This is a genomic window from Capnocytophaga stomatis, from assembly GCF_002302635.1.
Taxonomy (GTDB): Bacteria; Bacteroidota; Bacteroidia; order Flavobacteriales; family Flavobacteriaceae; genus Capnocytophaga; species Capnocytophaga stomatis.
This window is the reverse complement of sequence record NZ_CP022387.1, coordinates 255,005-280,385: the sequence shown is the minus strand read 5'-3', so window position 1 is coordinate 280,385 and position 25,381 is coordinate 255,005. Positions and strand designations below refer to the sequence as shown.

Below are 25,381 nucleotides of genomic sequence, written 5' to 3'. Positions count from 1 at the left end.
TCTGATTGAAAGTACTTAATTATCTTCAATTAAATCAACCTCAAGATGTTGTTCTTCCTCTTCGATTTCTTCTTTCTTTTTGGTGATGAGTTTTTCCATTTTTCGGTCATTTAGCACATATGAAACCGATTTTTGGTCTAATTCATCAAGGAATTCTTTAGAAATATCAACTTTTAGCTGTCCATTATCCATATTCAGATGGATATTTTCTTTATTATTGTGAATAACAAATGAAATTGGATGGTTTCCGTGATATTTTTCGATGATTTCTTTATAATTTTTGATTAAATCTTTTGAAATTTCTTCTACATTTAGATGTAAAGCTATTTTTTTGGAATAATTTTCCAATACATCTTGAAGCACCATCATTTGATTGAAAATGATGCGAGGCTCTGATTTTTCGTTACTTTCTTTCTTTTGCCATCCTTCTTTAACTCCAAACTTACAGAACAGAAATGTGCCTAAAACCAGATAATTACGGAATTTTAAATAATCATCATTGAAAAGTTTAAACTCGTATGAACCGTCATAATCCTCCAAGATGAATGAAGCCCAGCCTTTGCCGTTTTTTGAAGTGCGATGCTGAACATCGGTAATCATTCCGGCAACGCTTATTTCTCTGTTAATCAGTGGTGAAAGGTCTTGCAGCTGTGAAAGTGTAAGATTACAAAAATGGTCTAACGAATGCTTGAAATCATCGAGCGGATGCCCCGAAATGTAGATGCCAACCACTTCTTTTTCACGACGTAACTGCTCCAGATTGCCCCAAGTTTCACAATTCGGAATTGTCGGTTCGGGAATTTCTACCTCATTAGTTCCACCGAAAAGACTCATTTGTGCGGAATTTTTACTTTCCTGATATTTATTTCCAAAACGGATTGCTTTTTCCAAAAAGGGAATTCCATCTGATTCAGTATGAAAGTATTGGGCTCGATGTACTTTCGTGAAAGAATCAAAACCTCCAGCCAAAGCGATATTTTCAAAGGCTTTTTTATTAATATTTTTGTAATCAACACGCTTGGCTAAATCAAAAATGGATGAGTAATTTCCGTCTTTTCGATGTGAAACGATTGTATCCACCGCGTTTTTCCCTACGCCTTTGATAGCTCCCATTCCAAAGCGAATGTTTCCGTCTTTATTTACCGTAAATTTATAAAACGATTCGTTTACATCAGGGCTTAACACCTTGATTCCCATACGTTGGCATTCTTCCAAAAAGAAAGAAACTTGCTTAATATCGTTCATATTATTGGAAAGCACCGCAGCCATAAATTCCGCTGGATAGTTGGCTTTCAGATAGGCAGTTTGGTAGGCAATCCACGCATAACAAGTGGAGTGTGATTTATTAAAAGCGTAACTTGCAAAGGCTTCCCAATCCTTCCAAATTTTTTCCAAAACATCGGCAGGATGACCGTTTTTGATGCCTCCTTCCACGAATTTAGGTTTCAATTTTTCAAGTAGGGCAAAAATCTTTTTCCCCATCGCTTTACGAAGCATATCGGCATCACCCTTGGAAAATCCCGCTAACTTCTGTGAAAGTAACATCACTTGCTCTTGGTACACCGTAATTCCGTAAGTTTCTTTTAGGTATTCTTCCATCGCATCAAGGTCATACACAATGGGTTCGGTGCCGTGTTTACGCTTAATAAAACTCGGGATATACTCCAACGGACCTGGTCGATACAAAGCGTTCATCGCAATCAAATCGGCAAAAACAGTGGGTTTAAGCTCACGCATATATTTTTGCATTCCGGGCGACTCGTATTGGAAAATCCCCACAGTTTCACCACGTTGGAAAAGTTCGTATGTTTTTTTATCGTCAATCGGAATTTCATCCGGATTGATTTCTATGCCGTTACGTCTTTTGATGAGTTCTATCGAATCTTTGATAAGCGTAAGTGTTTTAAGCCCCAAGAAATCCATTTTGAGCAGTCCGGCACTTTCCACAACCGAGTTATCAAACTGAGTTACAAACAAATCCGAATCTTTAGCGACAGAAACAGGCACAAAATTGGTGATGTCATCAGGCGTGATGATAACCCCGCAAGCGTGAATCCCTGTATTTCGGACAGAACCTTCCAAAACTTGAGCTTGTTGCAGTGTTTCGGCGGCTAAGTCCGTCCCCTCGGCTATTTGCTTGAGTTCGTGTACCTTCGGAAGCTCATCGGAACGCAATTTTTCTTTCAGTTGCTTGTCATCCATACTGAAGATTTTCGCCAACTTCATATTCGGCACGAGCTTAGCAATTCTATCGGATTCGTGCAATGGCAAATCCAGCACGCGGGCAGTATCTCGAATGGAGGATTTTGCTGCCATCGTTCCGTAAGTAATGATTTGTGCAACCTGATTTTTTCCGTATTTATTGATAACGTAATCCATTACTAATGAGCGACCTTCGTCGTCAAAGTCGATATCAATATCGGGCATACTCACACGATCAGGATTTAGGAAACGCTCAAAAAGCAAGTCGTACTTTATGGGGTCTATATTGGTGATTCCGAGGCAATAAGCCACTGCCGAACCCGCTGCCGAACCCCTTCCCGGACCTACGGAAACGCCCATTTCACGAGCTGCGGCTATAAAGTCCTGAACGATAAGGAAATAACCAGGATATCCCGTTTTTTCGATAATCATCAGCTCAAAATCCAATCGTTCGATAACTTCTTCAGAAAGAGGTAGTTCGTAACGTTTTTCTGCTCCAAGATAAGTCAGATTTCTGAGATATTTGTTTTCTCCTTTTTTTCCGTCGGGATCGTCTTCTACCAAAAATTCGTTCGGAATTTGAAATTTTGGCAATAAAACCTCACGAGCCAAGTTATAAATTTCAATTTTATCGATGATTTCTTGAATATTTAAGATGGCTTCAGGAACATCCTTAAACAAAGTTTTCATTTGCTCGGCGGATTTGTAATAATATTCCTGATTGGGCATCCCAAAACGATATCCGCGACCTCTTCCGATAGGAGTTGCCTGTTTTTCTCCGTCTTTAACGCACAGCAAAATATCGTGTGCATTGGCATCTTTCTGATTGATATAGAAAGTGTTATTGGTGGCTACAAGCTTTACTTGATGCCTTTTGGCAAGTTCTATAAGTACTTGATTGACACGATTTTCATCTTCCTGTTGGTGACGCATCAATTCGATGTAAAGGTCATCACCGAAAAGATTTTTCCACCAAAGTAAGGCGATTTCAGCTTGTTTTTCACCGATATTCAGCACTTTGGAAGGCACTTCGCCATTCATTCCGCCAGTTAATACAATCAGGTCGTTTTTATATTTTTCAACGATATTTTTATCAATTCGTGGCACATAATAAAATCCGTCGGTATAGGCAATGGAAGCCATTTTAGCCAAATTATGATAACCATTTTTGTTTTTTGCAAGCATAACAACTTGGTAACCATTGTCTTGATGACTCTTATCCAAATGGTTTTCACAAATGTTGAATTCACAACCTACGATGGGTTTTATCTCAATTTCTGTAGGAATTTCGCCTTTTTCGAGGGCTTCATCATTTTTTGCCTTGGCGGATTTGTTGTGTCCCAAAACTTCCTTGATGAAGTGAAAAGCCCCCATCATATTTCCGCTGTCGGTCATTGCAACAGCAGGCATTTTTTCCTGAATGGTTTTTTTAACTAAACTTTGAATGGATGTAGTTGCTTGTAAAACAGAGAATTGTGTGTGGTTGTGTAAATGAGCAAATGGTGCGTTTTCCAACAAAGCGATATTTGCATCGATTTCTTGCTGGCTTAATCCGCTTCCCGATTGCTTTTGAATTTCTTTACGGATTTCCTCCGAAGCCTTTTTCAGGTTGATATGTTTCAGCCCAATAGGTTGAATTTGAGTTGGGTTATATTGCTGAAATTCAGAGATATACTCCGTGCTAATATCCTTCGATTCAAAGCCTTCCCCGATGCGTATCAGTTCGAAAAAACAACGCGTGGTGGCTTCTACGTCGGCAGTGGCGTTGTGGGCTTCGGCAAAAGGTTCTTGGAATAGAAATTCGTGTAACTCAGTGAGTGTAGGGAGTTTAAATCGTCCGCCACGACCTCCGGGTATTTTACAAAGTTCGGCCGTAATTTCGGTACACGTATCCAAAACAGGAAGCGTGGTAAGCGGACTTTCCACACCATAACGATGGAATTCCGCCCCCATAATATTGATGTCAAAACCGATGTTTTGTCCCACCACGTAAGCCGATTTTTGTAACGCTTCGTTAAATTGCGTGAATACCTCGTGAATTGAAACTCCTTGTTGTTGAGCCAATTCGGTGGATATTCCGTGTACTTTTTCGGCATCGTACGGAATGTTAAAATCATCGGGAGCAATCAAAAAATCTTTATGCTCGATGAGCTTCCCGTGGCGGTCGTGCAGTTGCCAAGCAATTTGCACAGCCCGAGGCCAATTGTCTGAATCTGTGATTGGTGCATCCCATCTTTTTGGTAATCCGGTGGTTTCGGTATCGAAAATTAGGTACATAAATGTAAAAATATTAGTCGCAAAAATACAAAATAATTACAAATACATTTGGTGTAAATTTATAACAATTTTTTTGATTTCCTCGCGAAACCAAATTGGCGAAATAATCTCAATTTCAGCTCCGTGGGAGAGAATTTCTTGTCGGAAATCATAAGTCGGTCGCAAGAAATATTCGAAAAAAGTGTACTCACCTTCGGTTTTGATTTCTTTTTGTGAATGATGTAAAGGCAAGGAATTGAGGTATTTAGTTTTTTCTTCGTTGGCTTTTATAATAATTTTTTCAATTTGTTTATCGGTAAAGACACCAAAACTTGAACTGAAAAAAATTTCAAGATTGAAATCTGTTGGGAACTTAAATTTTTCGGTAGTACGTTGTAGTTTTAAAATTCGATCAAGACCAAAGATACGAATGTCTTTCAATTCACTACAAAAACCAACTACATACCAGCGTTGTTTAAAAATCTTCACTCCATAAGGAGCTAATACATAGTGTTTTGTAACATCGTTTTGAAAACGTTGATATGAAATGGAAATTTGTTCATTTTGCTTCATTGCTTCCATTATATCTCTTAAATATTCACGACCCGAAGGAATATCCTCTAATGAAATACGATGATATAAAGGTTTCCACTCTTGTAAAAAATTACTAATGGTAAAGCTGTTGAGTATCCATTTTTTTAGTGTATCTTTTTTTATATCTTCTTTATTATCAATATAATATTTGTTACTTTGTTGTATAATTGAAATTCCAAAAATATCTTCAATGGTATTTCTGTATCGGTTGAAAGTACTTCTATCAAAGTCCTTTTTTTCATCGTTTAAATAACTTTTCAACCATTTTTCTTTTATCTCTTTGAGCGTAATTCCATCTCGTTCTAAAATAGTGTCAATCAGCCAAATCTGTTTATTTAATGCATCTTGTTTCATAAAAAAATCGAGTTTACCCGAAAAGCAAAAGTACGGAAATTATCCGTACTTTCGTTGGCTTTTGCAAGTTAAAAATTACGACAGAAACCTTTTTAAGATTGATTTTTTAATTTTGTAAATTTGCTTTTCTACTATTCTTTCAACCATATCATTTTTAACCAATTTGCTTGCTTCAAGATTGCTCAACAAGAGAATTGTATCTATTGAAGAATTAAAAACTTCGTGATTTTTCACCTCAGACAAAACAAAAACAGCTTTGTTTTCGATAATAAAAAAATATACAAAATACAAGAATAAGATTTGTTCTGCTTCTGAAAGATTCTGATTTTTAAGGTATTGTACAGAATTCAGTTGCGAATTGTTTTCTATAAAAAGTTTTACTTCTTCGTTTGATTCGTCAAAAGTGTAACTTTCGGTAAATATCATTTTCAGAAGTTCGAAAAAGTCGTGCAATGAACTATTTGAATAATCTGTTGGGGAGAAGGCTTCATCGTTAGCGATTGCCTTTTCAGCCTGTGAATTGATAATACCTATATATTCATCATTTGTTTTGTGGCAACGTATGAATTTTCGATTTATTAAATCATCTAATTCATCGAAAAAAAATAAATAAAATCCTAAAAAATTTCTTATATCAGTGAGTTTAACCTTATCTTTCTCTATCATAAAAATGGATAGGAGAACGGCTTGTACAGGAGAAATATTAAGTTTTTTGCATACAAAATCGATGTAAGAAGCTTGTTCTTCAAAAAACTTATCGCTTAACTCAGAGTTTTTTGATTTCATATAGATTTGCAACATTAAGTTAGGTAATGTCATTTGATTACTTGAATCCAAATGATTTAATAACATTTTGATTTTTAAAGATTTGTATTTCATAAAATATTTTTTACTATTTTCAAATGCAAAATTAATGGACAAGTATCTCAGATTGTGATACATAAAAAAGTTTTTTCAGAAATTGATTCGTTCGTACAATAAACGTTCTATAAAATCGGGCATATCAATAGCTTGATTTAATTTTGTTTCGATAATTCGTTTAGGAAGTCTAGAAAAATCTAAACTTTCACAACATAAAAAAGCCGAAAACTCCCACTGAGTAACGCTATCAGGAATGTGAATTTTACTTAGTTTTTGGCAGCCCAAAAATGCTCCGTGTTTGATGGTGGTAAGTTTATCAGGTAAGATGACTTCTTCTAATCTAATGCAATCTAAAAAGGCACATTCCCCAATGATAATGACATCTTTTAAGAATGTATCTTTTTGCATATCAATAATATTTGACGAATGGTCAAGCCATTTTATTAGAGTGTTTCGCTCCTGATTTAAAACATATATTTTCATAGACTACTTCTTATTTTCAAGAGCAAAATTAGGAAGTAAGTGTATCATATTTTGATACAGGTGTAAGATTTTATATAAAAAAACACGGAGGGAAATCCGTGTTTTTTGGGGTGAATATGATTAAGATTCTTGTATCATTTCTCGAATCATTGAAATAAATGGAGTTCTGTTTTTTCGTGCATTTTTACTCGTATTTTTGTACCAGTCATTCGTTACATAATAGCTTTTTCCTTTATATTCAAATAGGTTTTTGTTATAATATCGAAGTTTATCAACATTCTTTTTAGAATCCACTAAAACAGGATAATTCTGCATAAAATATTCCTTACATAAATATTCATCAATCAAAATAGGGAACAATTTATCAAAAATTTCATATTCAACAGAAAGATTCAAAAGATTGAAAATAAACTCCTTATTGTTCAGATTGTTAATTACATCAAGTTTCTTTTCAAAATCGTTATCATCAAAAATGTTTAAATCTTTAACAGTGGCGAGTTCTTTTTCTTCCTCTACGATTTCTTCTGTTTCAGAGATAACTTCCGAATTTTCAGGTAGATATTTAATCCAATTCTCTTTAATGGCTTCATCTGCTCGTTTTAAAAATTCCTCTTTGGGCTGTTCAATTTGAACATAGGATTTCATAATGTCGTTTGGATTATACAATCTGTAACAAATCGCTTTCATCGTTTCTTGTATATCTTCATTTATTGAATGCTGATTTTTAGGCTTATCCATTATGTAATTCAAGAAGTTAGGAATAATTACTACATTCCATAACGAACTGAAAAATAAAGGGTTATTGGTTGTACCTTCCCAAATGTGAGAAATTGTAAAGTTGATAATCGTACTTTTTGATGTACTTACCAAATGTTTTGTTGCTTGGTAAATAGCGTTTACAGCAGCTTGATTACCCGTTGGGTCTATACTAACAAAAATGTTTTTCTCATTAAAACGTAGATTTCCTTTATCAGCAAACTCGGTGATAGCTTTTTTATCTTTTTTATCTAAGGCTTTTGCTCCATCTACTTTGTAGTTGGCATTTAACTTTTTTCCGTATCGAATAGGTAATTTACCTCCCGATTTTATGGTTTCTAACATCTCTGTTGCTCTATCCTGCACTGATTTTACAGGCATAAAGTAACAATTTTTGATAAAAAATTCAATGAATTTTTCTTGATTTTCAAATAAATCGATTAATTTTTCAGTTCCGTTCATATTATTATCTAATTTAATTATATATTTTTTTGTTATAATCCCCTCAATGCTGAAGAAATAAAAAAGGACACAGCACTTATTTTCCGTATTTTTTCGGTTGGGCTTCGGCAAAAGCCTGAGATGAAAATAGGTAAAACAGCCTGCGTCCCTCGAAGGGAGCAAACACTTACCAATTACTTTTCATCTCGCTTTAATTTTTGCCGAATTTAACCGAATAAAATAATTGTCAGTAAGTTATGCGATATTTTTAACGTTTCGTGTTTCTTATATTTTTCGTTTTTGTTAGCGGAGGCTAAAATACGAAAAAACAACAAAACTATCAATAACAACGCTCAAAAAATCCGCAGGTTGCATTAACGAAAGCAAAATTAAAATACAAGTGTATCAAATCGTGATACAGCCAAAAATTACTTATAAAACCCCTGCATTTGGCTTACGATTTTTTTACGAAACCACTTGGAAGATAGAGCTATGCAAAAATCACTCCCGATATTTTCTTGTCCAAGTAACGCCCATTTCCCGTGCCTTGTCCTGCCATTCCTTTCGATGTCCGTATCCAACCCCTACAATAGCGTGGGCAATCTCGTGTAAAATGGTATTTTTCACATCTGCCAAATTGTAATAAAAATTACTCCTTCCGTATGTCAATACGATTGCTATTTTTTTAGTCCTACCAAAACAACACCCCTTATAACGAAGAGATTTCGTAAAAAATAAGGTATAATCAACCTCATATTTTTCCATCTGCTCAAAGGTATAAGCTATCACTTTTTTGAGATGTTTTTCCAGCTTATCGCTCTTTAAGACATCGTTTAGTAATCTGACAAAAAATGTATCTTTCAGATTGAGCCAAGCGATTTCTCCTCTGTAAATCATCATTTTTTGAGAATTATACGATAACGACCCTTTTTTGTCTATCCGCTTAATGCTTTTTAATAAACCTTCTAAAAAGATGCTAAATTCCTCTGATTGAAACACTTTACTTTCGCCAATTCTCGCTTTGCGTTTCTTTGTTTTGCGTTGGAGGTTGATGTCGAAATTAAAATTTTGCAACCTATCAATGTGTTTCCAGCCCAAGGATTTTAATACGTTCCACCTGCATTCTAAACTTTCTAATTGTATGTTTTTTGATAAATCCAACATTTCCAGTCTGTTATCACTGCAATCCAAATGCTTTAAGGCGGTGTTTTGACTTAAATCCAAGTCTTTCAATAGATTTCCGAAACAATCTAATCGTTCCAAAAATGGAGTATTGACTAAATCTAACATTTCCAAATCATTATCCGAAACATCTAAGGTTTTCAGTGCCTTATTCCGACTTAAATCCAACGATTTGAGTGCGTTATTAGAGCAATCCAATTCCGTTATATTCTCGAAAGCCACTATTTCAGAAAGATTTTCGATGTCAAATCCGCTGATATTCATTTTCCCTGTGTAGGCTTTGGCTTCAAGATGAGTGATTTCGCTTTTTTCATCGGCAATAATCCCCAACGCCGCCAAGGCTTTTTTGAACCCAATGTCCGATATGATTACAAAATCGGTGTCTTTAAATTCTCGTGTCATATTTTTACCCTGATTATTTTCAAGGGCAAAATTAAACCTACACTATGCCAAACCGTAGCACAAGCAAAAACTACTTATAGAACCCTTGCATTTGGCTTACGATTTCTTTGATTTCATTACGAAATGATTCTGGGGAAAGTACTTCAATTTCAGCTCCGTGCGAGAGAATTTCTTGTCGGAAATCAAATGTAGGACGTAGGAAATATTCAAAAAAAGTGTACTCGCCTTCGGTTTTGATTTCTTTCTGTGAATGATGTAAAGGCAAGGAATTGAGATATTTAGCTGTATAATATTTGACTTTAAGAGTTATTTTTTCAAGTTTGACGCTATCATCAATGATAATTCCGAAATTGTTTTCAAAAAGTGTATCTGCTTCAAAATCATTCGGAATTTCGAAGGTTTCGTTCGTGATTTTCAATTCTTTAATGCGGTCGAGAGCGTAAATTCGTAAGGCATTGTCAGTCTCCTTGTGAGCGATTACATACCAACGCTGTTTGAAAATTTTGATACAATACGGATGAATAACTACCTGCGAAGGGCTGTCGGAAAAGAAGCTTTGGTGTGTGATTATCAGCTTTAAGTTCTCTTTCATTGCCTCGACAATTTGCCCCAAAAATTCTCTTCCTGATGGCACGTTTTCGAGTAAAATCCGATGGTGCAACGATTTTTTTTCTTGTAACAGATTTCCCACAGTGAATGTGTTTAAAAGCCAACTTCGGAGTGTATTTTGGGCAATATCTTCCATTCGAGGGATGTAATATTTATAACCATTTTTTGTATCGCACTCAATATCAATATCAAACATTTGTGCGATGGCTTCCCGATGATTATGAAAAGTGCGTAAGGGAAAATCCTTTTCATCTTCATTCAGAGGCGAACGCAACCAATGATTATTGATTTCTTCATACGTAATTTCTTGTTTTCGAGTGATTAAATCGATTAACCATATATAACGATTAAATAAACGGGAGGTGCTCTCTTTTGCTGTTGTTCGTTTCATATTTATTTTTTTTGGCAAAGATAAATTAAATGTATGCGAAATAATGGTATAGGGGTAAAAAATAAAAAACCTACTTGAATTTTAAGTAGGTTTTTGTTTGATTTACTGTGCTTTACATTCTTCGTTGATTTCTTTAAATAATTCTCTTATTTTGACAGTTTGTAATTTTTGAATTTTTTTAAGAATTTGATTGGCAAATTCTTCGGTTTTGTTGCCAGCATATTCCTTAAATCCGGATATCAGCATAAGTGCCTAACAGACAATTTTGTAAGTGTCTGATTTTATCCTGCTTTTTCTTTCATTTTGTTATGTTTCTAGTAATATTCTCTGATAAATTCCGTAATGATAATTTCCTTGGTTTGTTCTTCATAAAAATATTCGATATATCGGATTTGATGAATAAGATTTCCGTTTTCGTCATAAGTATTTTGGCAGACATCACTTTCCAATAAATAGCCTTGCGGAGTTTCATCATCTTCTTTTACGCTATACCTTTCATAAATAAAACATTTATATTCAACACAATATCCTTTGTTATCATATCTTTTGATGCATCTTCTGGATAAATTCCCATTGTTGTCATAAATGCAATATTCTTCAAAATCCTCTTTGATTATTTTTCTATCTGACAATATTCCTTTGGGTTCTTGATACAAATAAAAATGAGAAGACAACACTACATTCCCTTCCGCATCTTTGTGGATTATTTCAGCTTTATCACCATTACTAAATGTTGTTATTTCGGTTAAGTTGGTTTCAGGGTTATAAAAGTAGGAATAGGAAGATATACTTATTTCTTCGTCTGTGCTGTGCCATTTGTGCTCTGATAAATTCCCTTGCTCATCATATAAATAGGTTGTAATAGCGTGTAATTTTTCTCTCCAATACCAATCGCTTTGTATCTTATTGCCTTTATTATCGTAAGTATAAATATCTTTGGAATCAAAACCTTCTTCGGAATTAAATTCTGATTTTTTATACTTAATCAATAAATTTCCGTTAGTATTATAAATAGACATCGATTTGGAAAATTTATCTTTATTGTAAATCGTTTTTCCATCTACCTTTTCTTTACGATAAAAATAGCGGCATTCTTCAATCAGATTTCCGTGGGCATCATACAGATAGGTGGCTTTGTTATGAATATGCTCATTATTTTCTATGTAATATGCTGCATTTTCTTCATATACATCTTCTTTATATATATTTTCTTCTACCAACCGTCCGTGTGCGTCATACAAATGGTCTTTTATTTCTTCAATGGTTCCGTCAGGATAATAAAACGTTTCTTTGAGCAGATTTCCTTGCTCATTGTAAAGTCTTTCTTGGTTTCCTATATATTCGTCTTTTTCTACTTTGCCTTGATTTTCAACACCTTTGTAGAACATTTCTTTTTCTGATTTTATTTTCATATTGTTTAGATTGATTAAACAAATTATTCGATACGGCTAAAATATTTAACATTTTTTAAGTTTCCGAATTTGTCATAACTTTCCATTTTATTTCCTCTTTGGAAATTGATATTTGTACCGATAACCGATTTAAAAACAAAAGCTTTGTCATAAAGAATCGAACCAAGCGTCTTCCCAAATTTGTCGTACATTTCATAAACTTGATTGTCTTCCGTAAGCATTGTGTACGTTTTTTTTAACACGAAAAAATCCGTACCTACTCCTAAAAAATCACTTTCGTCAAGCGTTATTTTTGCCGACAGCTGGTCGTTTTGGTCGTAAATGTATAAATTCTTATTATTCTGTAAAATGTTTGCAATCATATCATTTCCTTTTTAAGGCAAAATTAAATGACTGATATGCGAAATTATTGCGTATCTAAATTATTTTTGAAAAAAATTAGACACATTTTTTGTTAAATATTGATTATAAGTATTTTGCAAATGATTAAAATATGAAACATTACAGAAAATTGTTTTTTCTCCTTGCCATTGTTGCAATCCTTGTCGATGTATATGCCCGAAAATGTGATACTTAGGGGCGGATTCAGTAACGAGTGTACGCAAATTAGGACAACCAATATCATCATCTAAAATTCCTTTTATGGGAGCGTGCGTGATTAAAAAATCTACATTTTCAGGGATTTTTACCTCATTTTTCAAATACGGACGTGCCACTACCGAACAAAAGCGAATTCCATCAAACTCAATTTCTTGATTTTCAAGTAATGTGATTTCAGGCGGAATAAAACTTTTGGCTCGTTGCGGGTACAAATCGAAGAAAATTTCGTGATTTCCGGCTACAAACAGTCGTAATTTGGCAGGAATCGAGGCGTACCATCTTAAAAAATGTGGAAATTCTTTCTCGGAAAATCCTTGTATGCCATCTCCTGCACAAATCAGAATATCAATGTTTTCTGGAATTTCTAACTTGTGATGCATTCCGTGTGTGTCGGAAAAAGCAAATATTTTATGGTTTTTATACTCAAAAAGCATATCGTTGGGGTTTAGAAAAATAAAGGCAGAAATTTTTATTTTTCTGCCTTTAGGGTTTTTATTTTACTTGCTGAAATTTAGTTTTTAAATTTTCTATCTCGTTGATGATTTCCTCAGCGATTTCATCGTCCGAAAAACCGTCAAAATCCTTAAAATTCTTTTGTCCAAGCCAAGTAACGGCTGAAGTATATCCAAACTCACTCAAAATTTCTGAAAAACTATCTTGCTCATAATATTCTTTTTTTGAATAGTTTTCTTTTGGATTAAAATCCGTATGACGAACACCGATACTTCCTTTACCACTCTGTGTTATAGTTAGTTGTAATTTACTAACATTAGGAAAAGGAATGCGGATTGTTGTTTTATTTTCTTCCAAAATGGTTGAATCCTTAAAATTTTCTTTCAATAGATTGAAAATATTTTTCGGATTGATATTTGGCTGAAAATTAAAGTCTTCCATATTTTTAGGTTGCGTTGTATTCTCTAAAAAACAAGATTTCAAGTATATTGATTTTGGTTTATATTTTCCTCTCCCTATCAAATACAGCGGATGATAAAAACTATTTTCGTTAAAATCATCATATAAATAATTCTGATTCAACGACTTTGCTTTTTCAAAGAATTTTACGGCAATGGGTTTGAATTGTTTATCGTTTCCTAAACCTCCCCAGCCCAAATAAATGGGAGCTTTTAAGTTGTTCAAATCGTCATCGGTAGTTTGGTAAAACAGCTGATTTTTAACATTTTGAGCAATTTTTAAGGCTTCATCTAAATCGGCTTCTCTAACATTAAACAGATTAAAAATTTGGATAACACCTTTAAAATCAGAATTGTTGAATTTTGAATATTCTTTAAACAATTTTTCAATGTTTTGCATCGTATTGTCAGCCGTAAATTCGTACCATTTTTCGGTGGCATCAAATTTATTTAGTTGTGCAAGGATTTTCTAATCGCGGACTACTAACTTTGATTCGGCACTACCTGGGTTTTTCATCACCACCGAACCGATAATTTCCCAAGAATCACCGAATTGCAATAGTGTTCTCCATCGATATTGAACTTCTTTTTCTCCTTTCTCTTCAAAAAAATGTGCGTAAACTTTCATACTATTGTATTCCAATTATTATTGTTTTTCGATGCAAAATTAAATTATAGTTATGCCAAAACACAGCATAGATTTATTTTTTTAAATTTATCAGAAAAAGAACACAGTACTTGTTTTGCTCTATTCATTTGGTTAGATTCTGGCAAACCTCAAATGAAAACAGATAAAAACAAATCTTGAGATGCTAAAATATAAAAAATAATATAAATATTAAAATCGTGTTAAAAAATTTAAGGATTGTGGATTTTGGAACAAAATTACGATTCCGACGGATAATATTCGATATGTTTTTCTTCAATAGAAGTGGTGATGCCATCGGTTTTGGTACGCGTTTTTTTAATCAAGTTTCCTGTATCATCGTAGGTTTCCAGATATTTTTCAATCATTTCGGTGCTAATCATTTGTCCATCTGAATTGTAGGCGGCTCTTTTACGTTCCGACGGATTTCCTCTGTGATAGGTTACCAAGTAATAATCTCCGTTTTGTTCAGTAATTTTGCGTTCTACAAGACGGTTTTCGGCATCGAATTTTTGAGTACATTGTCTAATTACAACTCCATTTTCATAGTCAACGTTTTCTAAAAAATAGAAAAATTCGTTTGTATCATCGTTATCCGAAACGCACATATAAACGGTTCGTTTTTTAATTTCTTTATTTCCTTTTTTCTTTTTCGTACGTTCATATTTTGTCACTTCTCCGTCATTATATTCAACGCATTCCATTACATTTTCTTCTTTTTTAAAGTAGTGAAAACTTCTTTTGTAGAGAGTGTGATTTTCCTTGTCCAAACGCTCTATTTTGTGCATTATTTTTTGCCCTTGTTCGTAATAAGCAAACTCTTTTGTAATATCTTCGGCAGAATTATAATATTTATTCCACGAAACAAGATTATTGTCGTCATCGTACTCAAAATTCTCATTACCAATTAAAATTCCATTATTAGAGTATTCAACAGCTATTAGTTTATCGTGCGATTCATCGTATTCATACTCAATTATTTTGGCTTCATTTGTTTCTCCCAAAGTGTAGTATTCTTTTCGGATGATTTTTCCTGAGCCGCAGTAAACTTCTTTTTCTATACGATTGTCTTCTGAAATGATGGAAATGTATTTTTGGCTAAAATGATGATAGAAAAAAGATTCTTGTCGTATCATTTTATGATTTTGAAAAACTTTCACATTGGATAATTTATTTCCTACATCATATTGATTTTCATAAGTTTGGCTTTCTGGGGAGACAACGAACTTTCCGTCAATGACTTCTTCAATACGGTGCAGGGTGATGTTCCCGTGCGGGTCGTATTCTTCTGTGATTACTTTTTTGGGCTTTTGATGGGTAATTTCGGTGGTGTTACCGTTTAGAAAATAGATTTTTCGAATTTCTTTTTTAACCTTATTCATATTGCAATTTTTGTATTTTCAGGCAAAAATAGCTACCATCTATGCGAAATAACTGCATAGATATTCTTAAAGAAGAAAAATTCTACTTGGGGGTGTTGATTATCTTTAAAGTATATCTTCTTCAAAAATGAGTTTAATTCTTAACTTATTCTATATGAATGATATATAAGTTACATCAGATAGAAGAATATTAATATTTCTTGAAGAAATTTCTTTTTAATATTAGAATTATTTTCTTCTGGTAGGGCTGATAATTTTCACGTTGTGAAAAGCAATTGCACCACGAATAACACCCGAAATGACCTCGTATAAAGCATTGATTGTTTGCGATTTGAGTTCATTTTTGTGGTAAATCAGACTGATTTCGCGTGCAGGGTGAGGTTCGGCGAAAGGATGTATGTGTTTTTTCTCGTTTTCTTTCAATTCCAAAGAATGCAAGTAAGGAATGAGAGTCATTCCCAAACCTTCGTTTGCCAATCGGATTAACGTTTCAAAACTTCCACTTTTAAGTTGGAAATATTTCTTGGACTCAACGATATCTTGATTGCATATATTTAAAACGCTTTCTTTGAAGCAATGTCCGTCTTCTAACATTAAAATATCATTGACATCCAAATCTTCCGAATAAATAGTTTTATTTGCTTGTAGTCTGTGATTATCAGGTATATACGCTACAAAAGGTTCGTAATAAAGTGGTTTTTCAACTATGTTAGGATGATTCAAAGGAGTTGCCAAAATAGCGGCATCGTAAGAGCCCTCTTCAACTTTTTGTAGGATACTTTCAGTGTTTTGTTCTTCAATTTTTAAACAAACTTTCGGATATTTATGAATGAAATTAGCCAAAAACATCGGCAGTAGAGTAGGGGAAACCGTAGGAATTATTCCCACGCGGAATTCTCCACCAATAACCCCCTTTTGTTGAGCAACAATATCATTCATTCTATCAGATTCATTAATAATAACTTGTGCTTGTTTGATGATTTGCTGACCAATTTCAGTAATCTGTAGCGGTTTTTTGCTTCTGTCAAAAATAATTACGCCTAATTCCTCCTCCAATTTTTGGATTTGCATACTTAAAGTAGGCTGAGTTACAAAACTATTCTCGGCTGCGGTGGTAAAATTTTTGTATTTTGCAACAGCTAAAACGTACTGAAATTGAGTGATAGTCATAGTTTCTTATTTAAAAAGTTGGATAATTTTTCGGTTGCTAAAAAGTTCTCTTTAGTTGAGGGAGAACCTCTCTCCCAATTTCTTCTAAAACAACATCTACTGGGCGTGAACTGTATTTCAGGACTAACATTATGTGATTGACACCTATTTTCCTTAAAGTCAAAAACATATCAATCAGGTAATTTCTACCTAATCGAAAGCCCAAATTAATATTAACGGGTTTGAAATCAGGGTCTTCCATAAGGTCAATGTATATGGATTGAATGTAGGGTTTTCGAGGTTGTCCTTCTTTTTCCAGAGTTTCTATCCAATTTTTAACAACTTTCCCTGTGAGAGCAAAATCACGCGGATAGTAAATCCATCCGTCAGAATTTTTCGCAATCCATTCCAAATTAACTCCCCCAATATGCCCCGTAACGTACATAGGAATATTTCTTTTCAAAGGCTTGGGAATCACATCGCCCGATTTGTTCATAAGAATGCCATAATCGTTATTGTAATGAGGAAATTCCTTTGACCAAAAATTTCTTAACATCTGCATATGCTCAAATACTCGAGTGCTTCTTAATCCAAAAGGCTGATTAAAAGCAGGATACTCAATAGGGCGGTCACCTGATGCTACTCCCATATGAAAACGATTCGGGAAAAGAACGTCCAAACTTGCTGAAGCTTTTGCTACGTGTAACGGATGGCGTAAAGGCAACACTAAGCTTGCTATTCCTATTTTGATGGTTTTCGTAAGAGACGCAATATGAGAAAGATATATCCAAGGATCAAAAATCTGACCTACATCTCTAAAATCAGGGTCTTTTAATGGAATATCACGAACCCAAACAGTATCAAAACCGTAGGATTCAGCTAATTGTATTAAACGTATCTGATTTTCCATCTTCGGAACACTTCCTTCATAAGCCTCTATAGGAAGAAGTAACCCTATGGATAGATTATAGGCATCGAGCATAATGTAGCTTTTTACGTATGCAAAGGTAGCTTTATTTTTCAAAAATAACAAAAAATGAAATTGGATTTGTTTTGAAAAAGTTATCTTTCCGTAAAATTGCGAATAATTTTTCTTTTTTCCTTAAAAAATATATCTTTGCTACAAAAACAGACCATATTATGAAAATAATAGCAATGATTCCCGCACGTTATGAGGCTTCTCGCTTTCCTGGGAAATTGATGAAAGATTTGGAAGGAAAACCTGTGATTGTCAGGACTTTTGAAGCGGTGTTTAATACACATCTTTTTGAACAAGTGTACGTAGTTACCGATGATGACCGAATAGAAGAAACAATCTTAAATGCAGGAGGGAAAGTCATCCGCAGTAAAAAGGAACACCAAAGCGGAAGTGACCGAATTGCAGAGGCTTGCGAAGATTTGGAAGCCGATGTAATTGTAAATATCCAAGGAGATGAACCTTTTACAGAGAAGAAAAATTTGGAAATGTTACTCAAAATATTTTCAGAAGATGCTAATAATCAGGTAAGTGTAGCCAGTTTGATGGAACGATTGCACAATCCTGAAGATGTTTGCAATCCGAATAACGTGAAAGTTGTAGTTAGCAAAAGTGGCGATGCACTCTATTTTTCAAGGGCTTTTATTCCTTTCCCAAGAGATGAGAAATCGGAAGGTGCTTATTTTAAGCACATTGGAATTTATGCGTACAGAAAAGAAGCCTTGATGCAGTTTACACAATTGGGAGAATCAATTCTGGAAAAGACAGAGAAATTAGAGCAACTTCGTTATTTGGAAAACGGATTTAGAATTCGTTTGGCGGAAACTGATATTTCAACCATAGGCATTGACACAGAGGAAGATTTGCAAAAGGCAAGGCAACTTTGGAAAAAATGTAATCAATAGCAATTAAATTTTTTCGCAAGATATTTTTAGTTGTAAGGGTTGTTTTTTTCGGAAAACACCCTTTATTTTTTTGTAATTTAAAAAAAGTATTATTTTTGCCAGCTTAAAAAGCAATAATATAGATGAAACTACTTACCAAAAGATTGAAACTAAAGTCATTTGCTTTAGCAGGGCTTTTTGTGTTTGCGTGTGCAAAAAACGAAAAAGAAGAAAAAATTGTTGAAGTTGAAGTTGAAAAGCAAGTTGTTAAGGATTTTGACTTTGCTAAAGTTCCTACAATGACGGCATTACAAGTTCAAGCCTCTGGAACAGAAATGTTTACAGATGAGGATGACAAAGAAGTAAACGGAAAGGTGATTCTTTACAATGATGATTTGAGAGCTTTCCGTGTAAATGAAATGCTGGAAATACGTGCCATTGAAGGAAATAAATACCGAATTCGCAATTTCTTGCCCCACACTTTCACTAATGTTGAACTTCAAATGTATGTTGAAGGCTTTAAAGCTCCCGTGAAAATTGCCTTTTTTGAAGCATTTCCTCCTCTGTATGAATATGTTGGTGATTTGCCTTTTTCTGCCAGAGAAACATTTTTTGAAGATATTAACGGACAAAAGATTTCTGTAGAAAACATAGGTAACCTTTCTCCTTCCGATTTGAAATTTTCTTTGATAAGCAATGACCCGATGCTTGAAAAAATGAGAAACATAAAGCTTAACACTCTTTACTGTTTCAGACCTTACGAAAAAGATAGAAAATGGGGGAAATTAACAGCCGAAGATGCCAGAAATTATCTGCCGGTTGTTATGAATATGGCATATATGTTTAGCTCTGACGATTTTGAAAAGTCAATTAAGGAAACTCCATATGAATTTGAGAATAAAAAAGGAATTTCCCTAAATAGAGAGCAAATAATAAAAAGTTTTATAAATATTCCTCGTCAAGATTTGGGTATAATCATTGAGCCTGGTTTGGGGGGCTTAGGCGGAGGAAGTACCTTTGGTGTTCGCCGTGAGTACATTAACAATCCTAAAAGTGCTTATTATACAAAGTCGGATTTAAATGCTCCTTGGTATAGTTCTTTGGTTATGAATGTCTGGATCCACGAATTTGGTCACGTAGCTGGTTATGGTCACGACGGAAATATGACTTATTTCTACGATAAAGGAAAAGATGCTAAAGGTTTGGTTCCTGTAGGAATGGCTGTTTACCAAAAATTATTGTTAGACGGAGAGCTTCCTTTCACAAAATATCCTTACGAAAAATAAAATAACACAACAGATGAAAAAAATATTTACATTTATCTTGCTTACTACTTTGTTTTCGTGCGGGAAGCAAGTTGAAGAAGTTATTATAGAGAAAAAAGTTGAAAAAATAGTAAAAGTAGATCCTAAAATTAAATCAGAATCAACCGTTGCATACTATTTTGAAGAACAGAATCCAATATTAACAAATAAAAAGCAAAACGAGAACTTTATTACTATTGATTGGTATGAAGATGAACTTTTCTTGGGAGTAGAAGCCACTAACGGAACAAATAAAACATATTCTGTCCAAAAATTAGACCTACAAACAGGAGTGCTTACTGAATTGATTTCCAATTTGAAAGAAATAAAAGATGTGGCAATCAATAATGATTATTTGTTTATTACACAGTCAAATACGGTACAAGTTTTTGACCGAAAAACTTTTTCTTTACAAACGACTATTGGCACAGGAAGAGACGGTTACGGAAACAATGGAATGTTTCAGGCTTTGACATTATTGCCTATGGAAAATCATTTGTTAATTCGTGATTTACGGAGGCTTCTTTTCTACAGAAATTCAGATATTATACCTGAAAATTCAAAGAAAATTTCTGCTCCCATAAGAAGTGCTTTTTCACAAAGAAGTAACGCTTCATTGGCTCATATTGACAAAAAATTGTATTTATCAAATAATAATTCAATAGAAACGTATGATTTACAAGAAAATATGCTTATAAATAATGAGCAGTCTGCTTCTAAAAGTATAAATTTTGGAACGAGAATATACCAATTAGCTCAGTTTAGAGGACATCTTTACGCCAGTTTTGGAGAGTTAGGATTTGCCAGAATTGATACTGAAAAAGGAATTGTAGGAAAAAAATATACAAATTTTCAATCTACACCACTTAGCGTTACGTGCTTTACTTTTTCTGAAGATAAACTATTTGTAATCAATAATATAAATAGTTCAATTTCACTCTATAATGTAAAGAATATTATTTATAAAGAATATTAACAGATTTGTCAAATATGTAAAAAGCTGCCTTTTATGGGCAGTTTTTTATTTTATCAAAGAATAATTTTCACAAAATAAAATGGGATTATTGCAAAAAAAGTATAAATTTGCAGAATTGATTAATTTTAAAAAAAATATCACTATGGCAAAACAAAAATATACCCGATTGCAAACAAGCTTGCATCCTGAAATTATCGATTTGTTAAATCAACAAGTTAGCAAAGAAGCTGAGGCAAGTTCCATTTATTTGGCGATGGCATCTTGGTGTGAAGTTAACGGATTTCCACGAAGTGCTGAGTTTTTCTACTGTCACGCAGTGGAAGAAAGAGATCATATGATGAAAATTTTCCGTTTTTTGAATGAAAACGGTGCCAGAGCTTTTGCTCCCGAAGTAGGAAAAGTACAACAAGATTTCAAATCGCTTAAAGAGGTTTATGAAAAAACATTGGAACACGAAATTGAAGTAACTAAATCTATTTTTTCTATCTTCCAAAAGGCAAGACAAGAAGCCGATTACGCAAGTGAAAATTTCTTGCAATGGTTTGTAGAAGAGCAACTTGAGGAAGAGCGTTTGGTACACGGCATCTTGGATATGTTTGAACTTATGGAAGGCAAAGACAATCCGTTGGCACTTAAATTAATTGACGAACGTATTCCGTTAGAAGACGCGTAATGATTTTAGTTACTGGCGGAACCGGATTGATAGGAAGTCATTTATTATTCTATCTAACTCAAAAAGAAGATAGAAAAGTACGGGCGATTTATCGTTCTGAGGGTTCGTTGGAAAAAATCAAAAAAATATTTCAAAAATTATCTCATACGGGAGAAAAGCAATTCTCTCAAATAGAATGGGTTAAGGCTGATATTAATGACATCCCGAGGCTGGAGACGGCTTTTCGGGATGTTTCTTATGTTTTTCACGCAGCAGGATTTATTTCATTTCAGCCTGGTGATTTTGAAAAGCTTATCAAAATTAATGTAGAAGGCACGGCTAATATAGTGAATCTTTGTATTGATTTTCAGGTGAAAAAGTTGTGTCACGTAAGTTCTGTATCGGCTTTGTCTTCAGCGGTTGGTAAAATTACGAATGAATTAAGTGACTGGAATCCAGAAGATAACAATCACGATTACGCCATCAGTAAGCACGGAGCTGAAATGGAAGTTTGGCGAGGTTCGCAGGAAGGCTTAAAAGTTGTGGTTGTAAATCCGTCAGTGGTTTTGGGAGCACACTTTTGGAACTCAGGTTCAGGGCTTTTCTTCAAAAAAGTAGCAGACGGGCTTTCTTTTTATCCGGCAGGCGGAACAGGTTTCGTTAATGTTGAAGATGTTGCCAAGGCGATGATTGCTCTTCAGTTTTCAGATGTTGAAAATCAGAGGTTTGTACTCAATGGCTTAAACCAAACGTATGAATATATCCTTAAAAACATTGCCAATTATCTGCAAGTAAAATCTCCTCAAAGAAAAATAAGTCATAAAACGCTTCGTTTGCTTGCTCGCTTGGATGGTTTTTTAAGTTTTTTTAGAATTAAAAAGAGAACATTAACCTTAAGGAGTGCAGATTCATTGGGTCGTATGATTAATTATGATGGAAATAAAATAACTCAATTTATTGATTTTCAATATAAAGATATAGATAATTCCTTGAAAGAAATCTGTCAGGAATATAAGAAATAAAAAATATAAAGTAATTTTTCTTCTTTATTTTTCCAAAAAGCTCAATAGTGCCAATTCATAACTTTTCATACCAAATCCTAAAATAATTCCTTTGGCTACTGGCGAAATGTAAGAGTGATGTCGGTATGTTTCCCGAGCGAATGTGTTCGATATATGTACTTCAATTACAGGAGTTTGTACTGATTTTATAGCGTCAACAATGGCTATGGAAGTATGCGTGTAGGCTCCCGCATTGAGGATTATTCCGTCATAATCAAATCCAATTTCGTGAATTTTATTAATAATTTCGCCTTCTATGTTACTTTGGAAATAAATTAGCTGAGTTTGCGGATATTTTTCTTGTAAATTACTGAAAAAATGCTCAAAAGTTTCGTTTCCGTAGATTTCTGGTTCTCTTTTTCCTAAAAGATTAAGGTTAGGACCATTAATGATAGCTATTTTCATTATTTTTTATTGTTTGGAGTGATAATTTCTTCTATTTTAGTTAAAATTTCTTCTGTTTTTATAGTTTTTATAGCTCTTTCGTATCCTTTTGGGTATTTATTTCCATAAATAGAAGTAGGAATGAGCGGAAAAGCTTTTCTGTCTGCCAAAAGTGCATTTTCGGTAGGCTGACCATAGGGATAAAATCCGGCAAAAGGATGTGTTACTCCCCAAATGGTAATCGTTGGAACTCCGTACATTGCTGCCAAATGTGCGTTTCCGCTATCCATTGCAACCATAACATCAAGATTTGCAATAAGTTGTAATTCTGTTTCAAATGAAAAACGCCCTACCATATTTTCTACATTTGGCAAGAAATCAACTTCTTCAACAATCTTTCGCTCGTGCTCTCCTCCACCAAAAATATAAATTTTGCTGTTTGGATAAGTTTCTGATAGTTTGAAAATCAAATATTTAAGATTTTCAAAAGGATACTGTTTCCCTAAGTGTGAAGCAAACGGAGCAATACCAATATTTTTTTCTTCCGAAAGTAAATTTTTTACCTCTTCTGACAGCTTAGGTTTCGGCACAAAATAATTTTTGTCCAACGAAATAGGAAAACCTAACTTTTCAAAAACATCAGCATAACGCTGATAAGAAGGTTTTAATTGTTTGAAAATCTTATTTTTAGGTCTGGTCAAGGCTTTTTTCTCCTTTCTTCCTTTGTCGATTTGAAAAAATGGAATGCCTGAAAGTTTAAAAAATATTTTTAAAATATTGGTTCTTAATACATTATGAATATCGACAACAGCTTCAATTTCTGAATTTTTCAGTTCTTTGAATAGTCGATAAAGCCCTGAAATACCTTTATTTTTTCCTTTCAAATCAATGTTAAACACTTCACAATTAGGTATATGTGTAAACATTGGAGCAAATATGGGGCGTGTGACAAAGGTAATTTTTACATCGGGATATTGTTCCGCAAAAGCAGTTAAAACGGGAACACTGATAGCGACATCACCCATCGCCGACATACGAAACACTGCAATATGTTTGAAAGCCATTTTGTTGATTTGTTGGAATTTATTCGTTACCTTTGGCTTCTGTTATTTATCTTATTCAAATGTGAATAACAAAAGCAACTACAAATATATTGAAATTTTCAAAAATGAAACGTATTTTATTGATTTTTTTTAGTTTTTTGGTTTCCGGAATATTTTATTCGCAAGAAAAAAACTTCGATTTTAGCAAAAGTCTTCGGATTGATTTTTATTTAGGAGGCGATGCTCACACGGCGGAAGTAATCCTCACGCAAATGAAAAAGGAGCCATATTGGGGAGGTTCAAAAACTAATTTGATTTTTCCGAATTATGGGGAATTTCGTTTGCAATTGATTGACGAAAAAGTGCAAAAAGTTGTTTTTTCAAGAGGATTTAATTCTCTTTTTAACGAATGGCAGCATATTGAACAGGCAAAAACGGATAAAAAACTGTTTTCACACGCTGTACAAGTGCCATTTCCTGCTAAAAATCTGAAATTACAGATAGAAAAACGCAATAGAAATGGAAAATTCGAGAAAATATTTGATAAAAATATCAATCCGAATGATTATTTTATAAAAGAAGAAATGGTTTCGGTTTATCCTGTGAAGAAATTACTTGAAAATGGCAGTCCCTCTCAAAAAGTAGATATTGCTATTTTGGCAGAAGGATACACTGAAAGCGAAATGGAGAAGTTTTACGCTGATGCCAAAAGAATGACTGATTATATGTTTACAATTTCGCCTTTTGATGTTTTGAAAAAGGATTTTAACATATATGCAATTGGCGTAACTTCCAAGGAATCAGGCACAGATATTCCAGGTAAACACATTTACAAAAAAACTGCCTTTGATGCTTCTTTCTATACTTTTGATATGGAAAGATATCTGACAACCAACAATATGCGAGCAATTGCCGATGCTGCTTCATTAGTGCCTTATGACCAAATTTATATTTTGGTAAATACGCCAACTTACGGAGGAGGAGGATTTTATAATCATCTGAATTTAGCGACTTCTGACCACGAATTATCGGAAAAGGTCTTTATTCACGAATTTGGTCACGGTTTTGTAGGTCTTGCCGATGAATATTATGATTCTTCCACTGCTTTTGATTCATTTTATAACACTTCGGTAGAACCTTGGGAGGAAAATATCACGTCTTTGGCTAATTTTGATGCCAAATGGAAAGATATGGTTAAAAAATCAACACCAATTCCTACTCCGAGAACTCCGAAATATGAAAAAGAAGTGGGCGTTTTTGAGGGAGGAGGTTATGCTTCCAAAGGAATTTACAGTCCGGTGCAGGATTGCCGAATGAAATCAAACGTACCAAAGGGATTTTGTCCTGTTTGTGAGCGAGCTATTCGTAAAGTTGTGAAATTTTACACAGAATAGGTACGCACTAAAAAAACAAAAGTAAAAGTTTGTAGAATTGATTGCCTAACAAATTATCAAACGAGTTTCTATATCC

The 25,381-nt window shown here is 33.9% G+C and carries 23 protein-coding genes; 6 read left to right on the top strand and 17 right to left on the bottom strand.

Annotation, left to right across the window (positions count from 1 at the left end):
- Positions 1-15: 15 nt before the first annotated feature.
- The 15 genes from dnaE to CGC58_RS01225 form a co-directional block, all read right to left on the bottom strand.
- Positions 16-4,479 carry a DNA polymerase III subunit alpha gene (gene dnaE, locus CGC58_RS01295; RefSeq protein ID WP_095894766.1) on the bottom strand — a complete coding sequence of 1,488 codons (4,464 nt, stop codon included), beginning with the start codon at positions 4,477-4,479 and terminating at the stop codon, positions 16-18.
- Between the two features lie 36 nt (positions 4,480-4,515).
- Positions 4,516-5,406, bottom strand: a complete 891-nt coding sequence (locus CGC58_RS01290; protein WP_095894765.1) for a WYL domain-containing protein — start codon at positions 5,404-5,406, stop codon at positions 4,516-4,518.
- Positions 5,407-5,481: 75 nt separating this feature from the next.
- On the bottom strand, positions 5,482-6,285 hold the full coding sequence (locus CGC58_RS01285; RefSeq protein WP_095894764.1) for a hypothetical protein: 804 nt from the start codon (positions 6,283-6,285) through the stop codon (positions 5,482-5,484).
- A 75-nt stretch (positions 6,286-6,360) separates the two neighbouring features.
- Positions 6,361-6,750, bottom strand: coding sequence for a leucine-rich repeat protein (locus CGC58_RS01280; protein WP_095894763.1), 390 nt, complete (start codon positions 6,748-6,750; stop codon positions 6,361-6,363).
- A gap of 120 nt (positions 6,751-6,870) precedes the next feature.
- Complete coding sequence (locus CGC58_RS01275; RefSeq protein ID WP_157909170.1) at positions 6,871-7,887, bottom strand: hypothetical protein; 1,017 nt, start codon at positions 7,885-7,887, stop codon at positions 6,871-6,873.
- A gap of 561 nt (positions 7,888-8,448) precedes the next feature.
- Positions 8,449-9,531 carry a hypothetical protein gene (locus CGC58_RS01270; protein WP_095894761.1) on the bottom strand — a complete coding sequence of 361 codons (1,083 nt, stop codon included), beginning with the start codon at positions 9,529-9,531 and terminating at the stop codon, positions 8,449-8,451.
- A 70-nt stretch (positions 9,532-9,601) separates the two neighbouring features.
- Positions 9,602-10,531 (bottom strand): helix-turn-helix transcriptional regulator, encoded by a 930-nt coding sequence (locus tag CGC58_RS01265; protein ID WP_095894760.1) that lies wholly within the window; start codon positions 10,529-10,531, stop codon positions 9,602-9,604.
- A 314-nt stretch (positions 10,532-10,845) separates the two neighbouring features.
- A complete protein-coding gene (locus CGC58_RS01260; protein ID WP_095894759.1) occupies positions 10,846-11,943 on the bottom strand; it encodes a hypothetical protein in 1,098 nt (365 codons plus the stop codon).
- A gap of 23 nt (positions 11,944-11,966) precedes the next feature.
- Positions 11,967-12,305 (bottom strand): hypothetical protein, encoded by a 339-nt coding sequence (locus tag CGC58_RS01255; RefSeq protein WP_095894758.1) that lies wholly within the window; start codon positions 12,303-12,305, stop codon positions 11,967-11,969.
- A 60-nt stretch (positions 12,306-12,365) separates the two neighbouring features.
- Positions 12,366-12,977, bottom strand: a complete 612-nt coding sequence (locus CGC58_RS01250) for a metallophosphoesterase family protein (protein WP_095894757.1) — start codon at positions 12,975-12,977, stop codon at positions 12,366-12,368.
- 58 nt (positions 12,978-13,035) lie between these two features.
- Positions 13,036-13,854: a hypothetical protein gene (locus tag CGC58_RS01245; protein ID WP_095894756.1), complete on the bottom strand. Its 819-nt coding sequence runs from the start codon at positions 13,852-13,854 to the stop codon at positions 13,036-13,038.
- Between the two features lie 69 nt (positions 13,855-13,923).
- Positions 13,924-14,097, bottom strand: coding sequence for a hypothetical protein (locus CGC58_RS12645; RefSeq protein WP_157909169.1), 174 nt, complete (start codon positions 14,095-14,097; stop codon positions 13,924-13,926).
- 242 nt (positions 14,098-14,339) lie between these two features.
- Positions 14,340-15,482 carry a hypothetical protein gene (locus CGC58_RS01235; RefSeq protein WP_095894754.1) on the bottom strand — a complete coding sequence of 381 codons (1,143 nt, stop codon included), beginning with the start codon at positions 15,480-15,482 and terminating at the stop codon, positions 14,340-14,342.
- Positions 15,483-15,710: 228 nt separating this feature from the next.
- Complete coding sequence (locus tag CGC58_RS01230; protein WP_095894753.1) at positions 15,711-16,652, bottom strand: hydrogen peroxide-inducible genes activator; 942 nt, start codon at positions 16,650-16,652, stop codon at positions 15,711-15,713.
- Between the two features lie 37 nt (positions 16,653-16,689).
- Positions 16,690-17,613, bottom strand: coding sequence for a TIGR03571 family LLM class oxidoreductase (locus CGC58_RS01225; RefSeq protein WP_095897057.1), 924 nt, complete (start codon positions 17,611-17,613; stop codon positions 16,690-16,692).
- 158 nt (positions 17,614-17,771) lie between these two features.
- Between CGC58_RS01225 and kdsB the strand changes: the two genes are divergently transcribed.
- From kdsB to CGC58_RS01200, 5 genes are all read left to right on the top strand, one after another.
- The gene (gene kdsB / locus CGC58_RS01220; protein ID WP_095897056.1) at positions 17,772-18,512 is read left to right on the top strand and encodes a 3-deoxy-manno-octulosonate cytidylyltransferase; all 741 of its coding nucleotides are present in this window, start codon (positions 17,772-17,774) and stop codon (positions 18,510-18,512) included.
- A gap of 122 nt (positions 18,513-18,634) precedes the next feature.
- Positions 18,635-19,777, top strand: a complete 1,143-nt coding sequence (locus CGC58_RS01215) for a hypothetical protein (protein WP_095894752.1) — start codon at positions 18,635-18,637, stop codon at positions 19,775-19,777.
- Between the two features lie 13 nt (positions 19,778-19,790).
- Positions 19,791-20,771 carry a YncE family protein gene (locus tag CGC58_RS01210; RefSeq protein WP_095894751.1) on the top strand — a complete coding sequence of 327 codons (981 nt, stop codon included), beginning with the start codon at positions 19,791-19,793 and terminating at the stop codon, positions 20,769-20,771.
- Between the two features lie 142 nt (positions 20,772-20,913).
- Entirely contained in the window at positions 20,914-21,444 is a 531-nt protein-coding gene (locus tag CGC58_RS01205) for a ferritin (protein ID WP_095897055.1), read from the top strand.
- The gene (locus tag CGC58_RS01200) at positions 21,444-22,445 is read left to right on the top strand and encodes an NAD-dependent epimerase/dehydratase family protein (RefSeq protein ID WP_095894750.1); all 1,002 of its coding nucleotides are present in this window, start codon (positions 21,444-21,446) and stop codon (positions 22,443-22,445) included. Before CGC58_RS01205 ends, CGC58_RS01200 begins: the two co-directional genes overlap by 1 nt.
- 24 nt (positions 22,446-22,469) lie before the next feature.
- Here the strand turns inward: CGC58_RS01200 and aroQ are convergent, their stop codons facing one another.
- On the bottom strand, positions 22,470-22,889 hold the full coding sequence (gene aroQ / locus CGC58_RS01195) for a type II 3-dehydroquinate dehydratase (RefSeq protein ID WP_095894749.1): 420 nt from the start codon (positions 22,887-22,889) through the stop codon (positions 22,470-22,472).
- Complete coding sequence (locus CGC58_RS01190; protein ID WP_095894748.1) at positions 22,889-23,932, bottom strand: glycosyltransferase family 9 protein; 1,044 nt, start codon at positions 23,930-23,932, stop codon at positions 22,889-22,891. Before CGC58_RS01190 ends, aroQ begins: the two co-directional genes overlap by 1 nt.
- A 104-nt stretch (positions 23,933-24,036) precedes the next feature.
- On the opposite strand from CGC58_RS01190, the gene CGC58_RS01185 reads away from it, so the two are divergent.
- Positions 24,037-25,305 (top strand): M64 family metallopeptidase, encoded by a 1,269-nt coding sequence (locus CGC58_RS01185; protein ID WP_095894747.1) that lies wholly within the window; start codon positions 24,037-24,039, stop codon positions 25,303-25,305.
- Positions 25,306-25,381 lie beyond the last annotated feature (76 nt).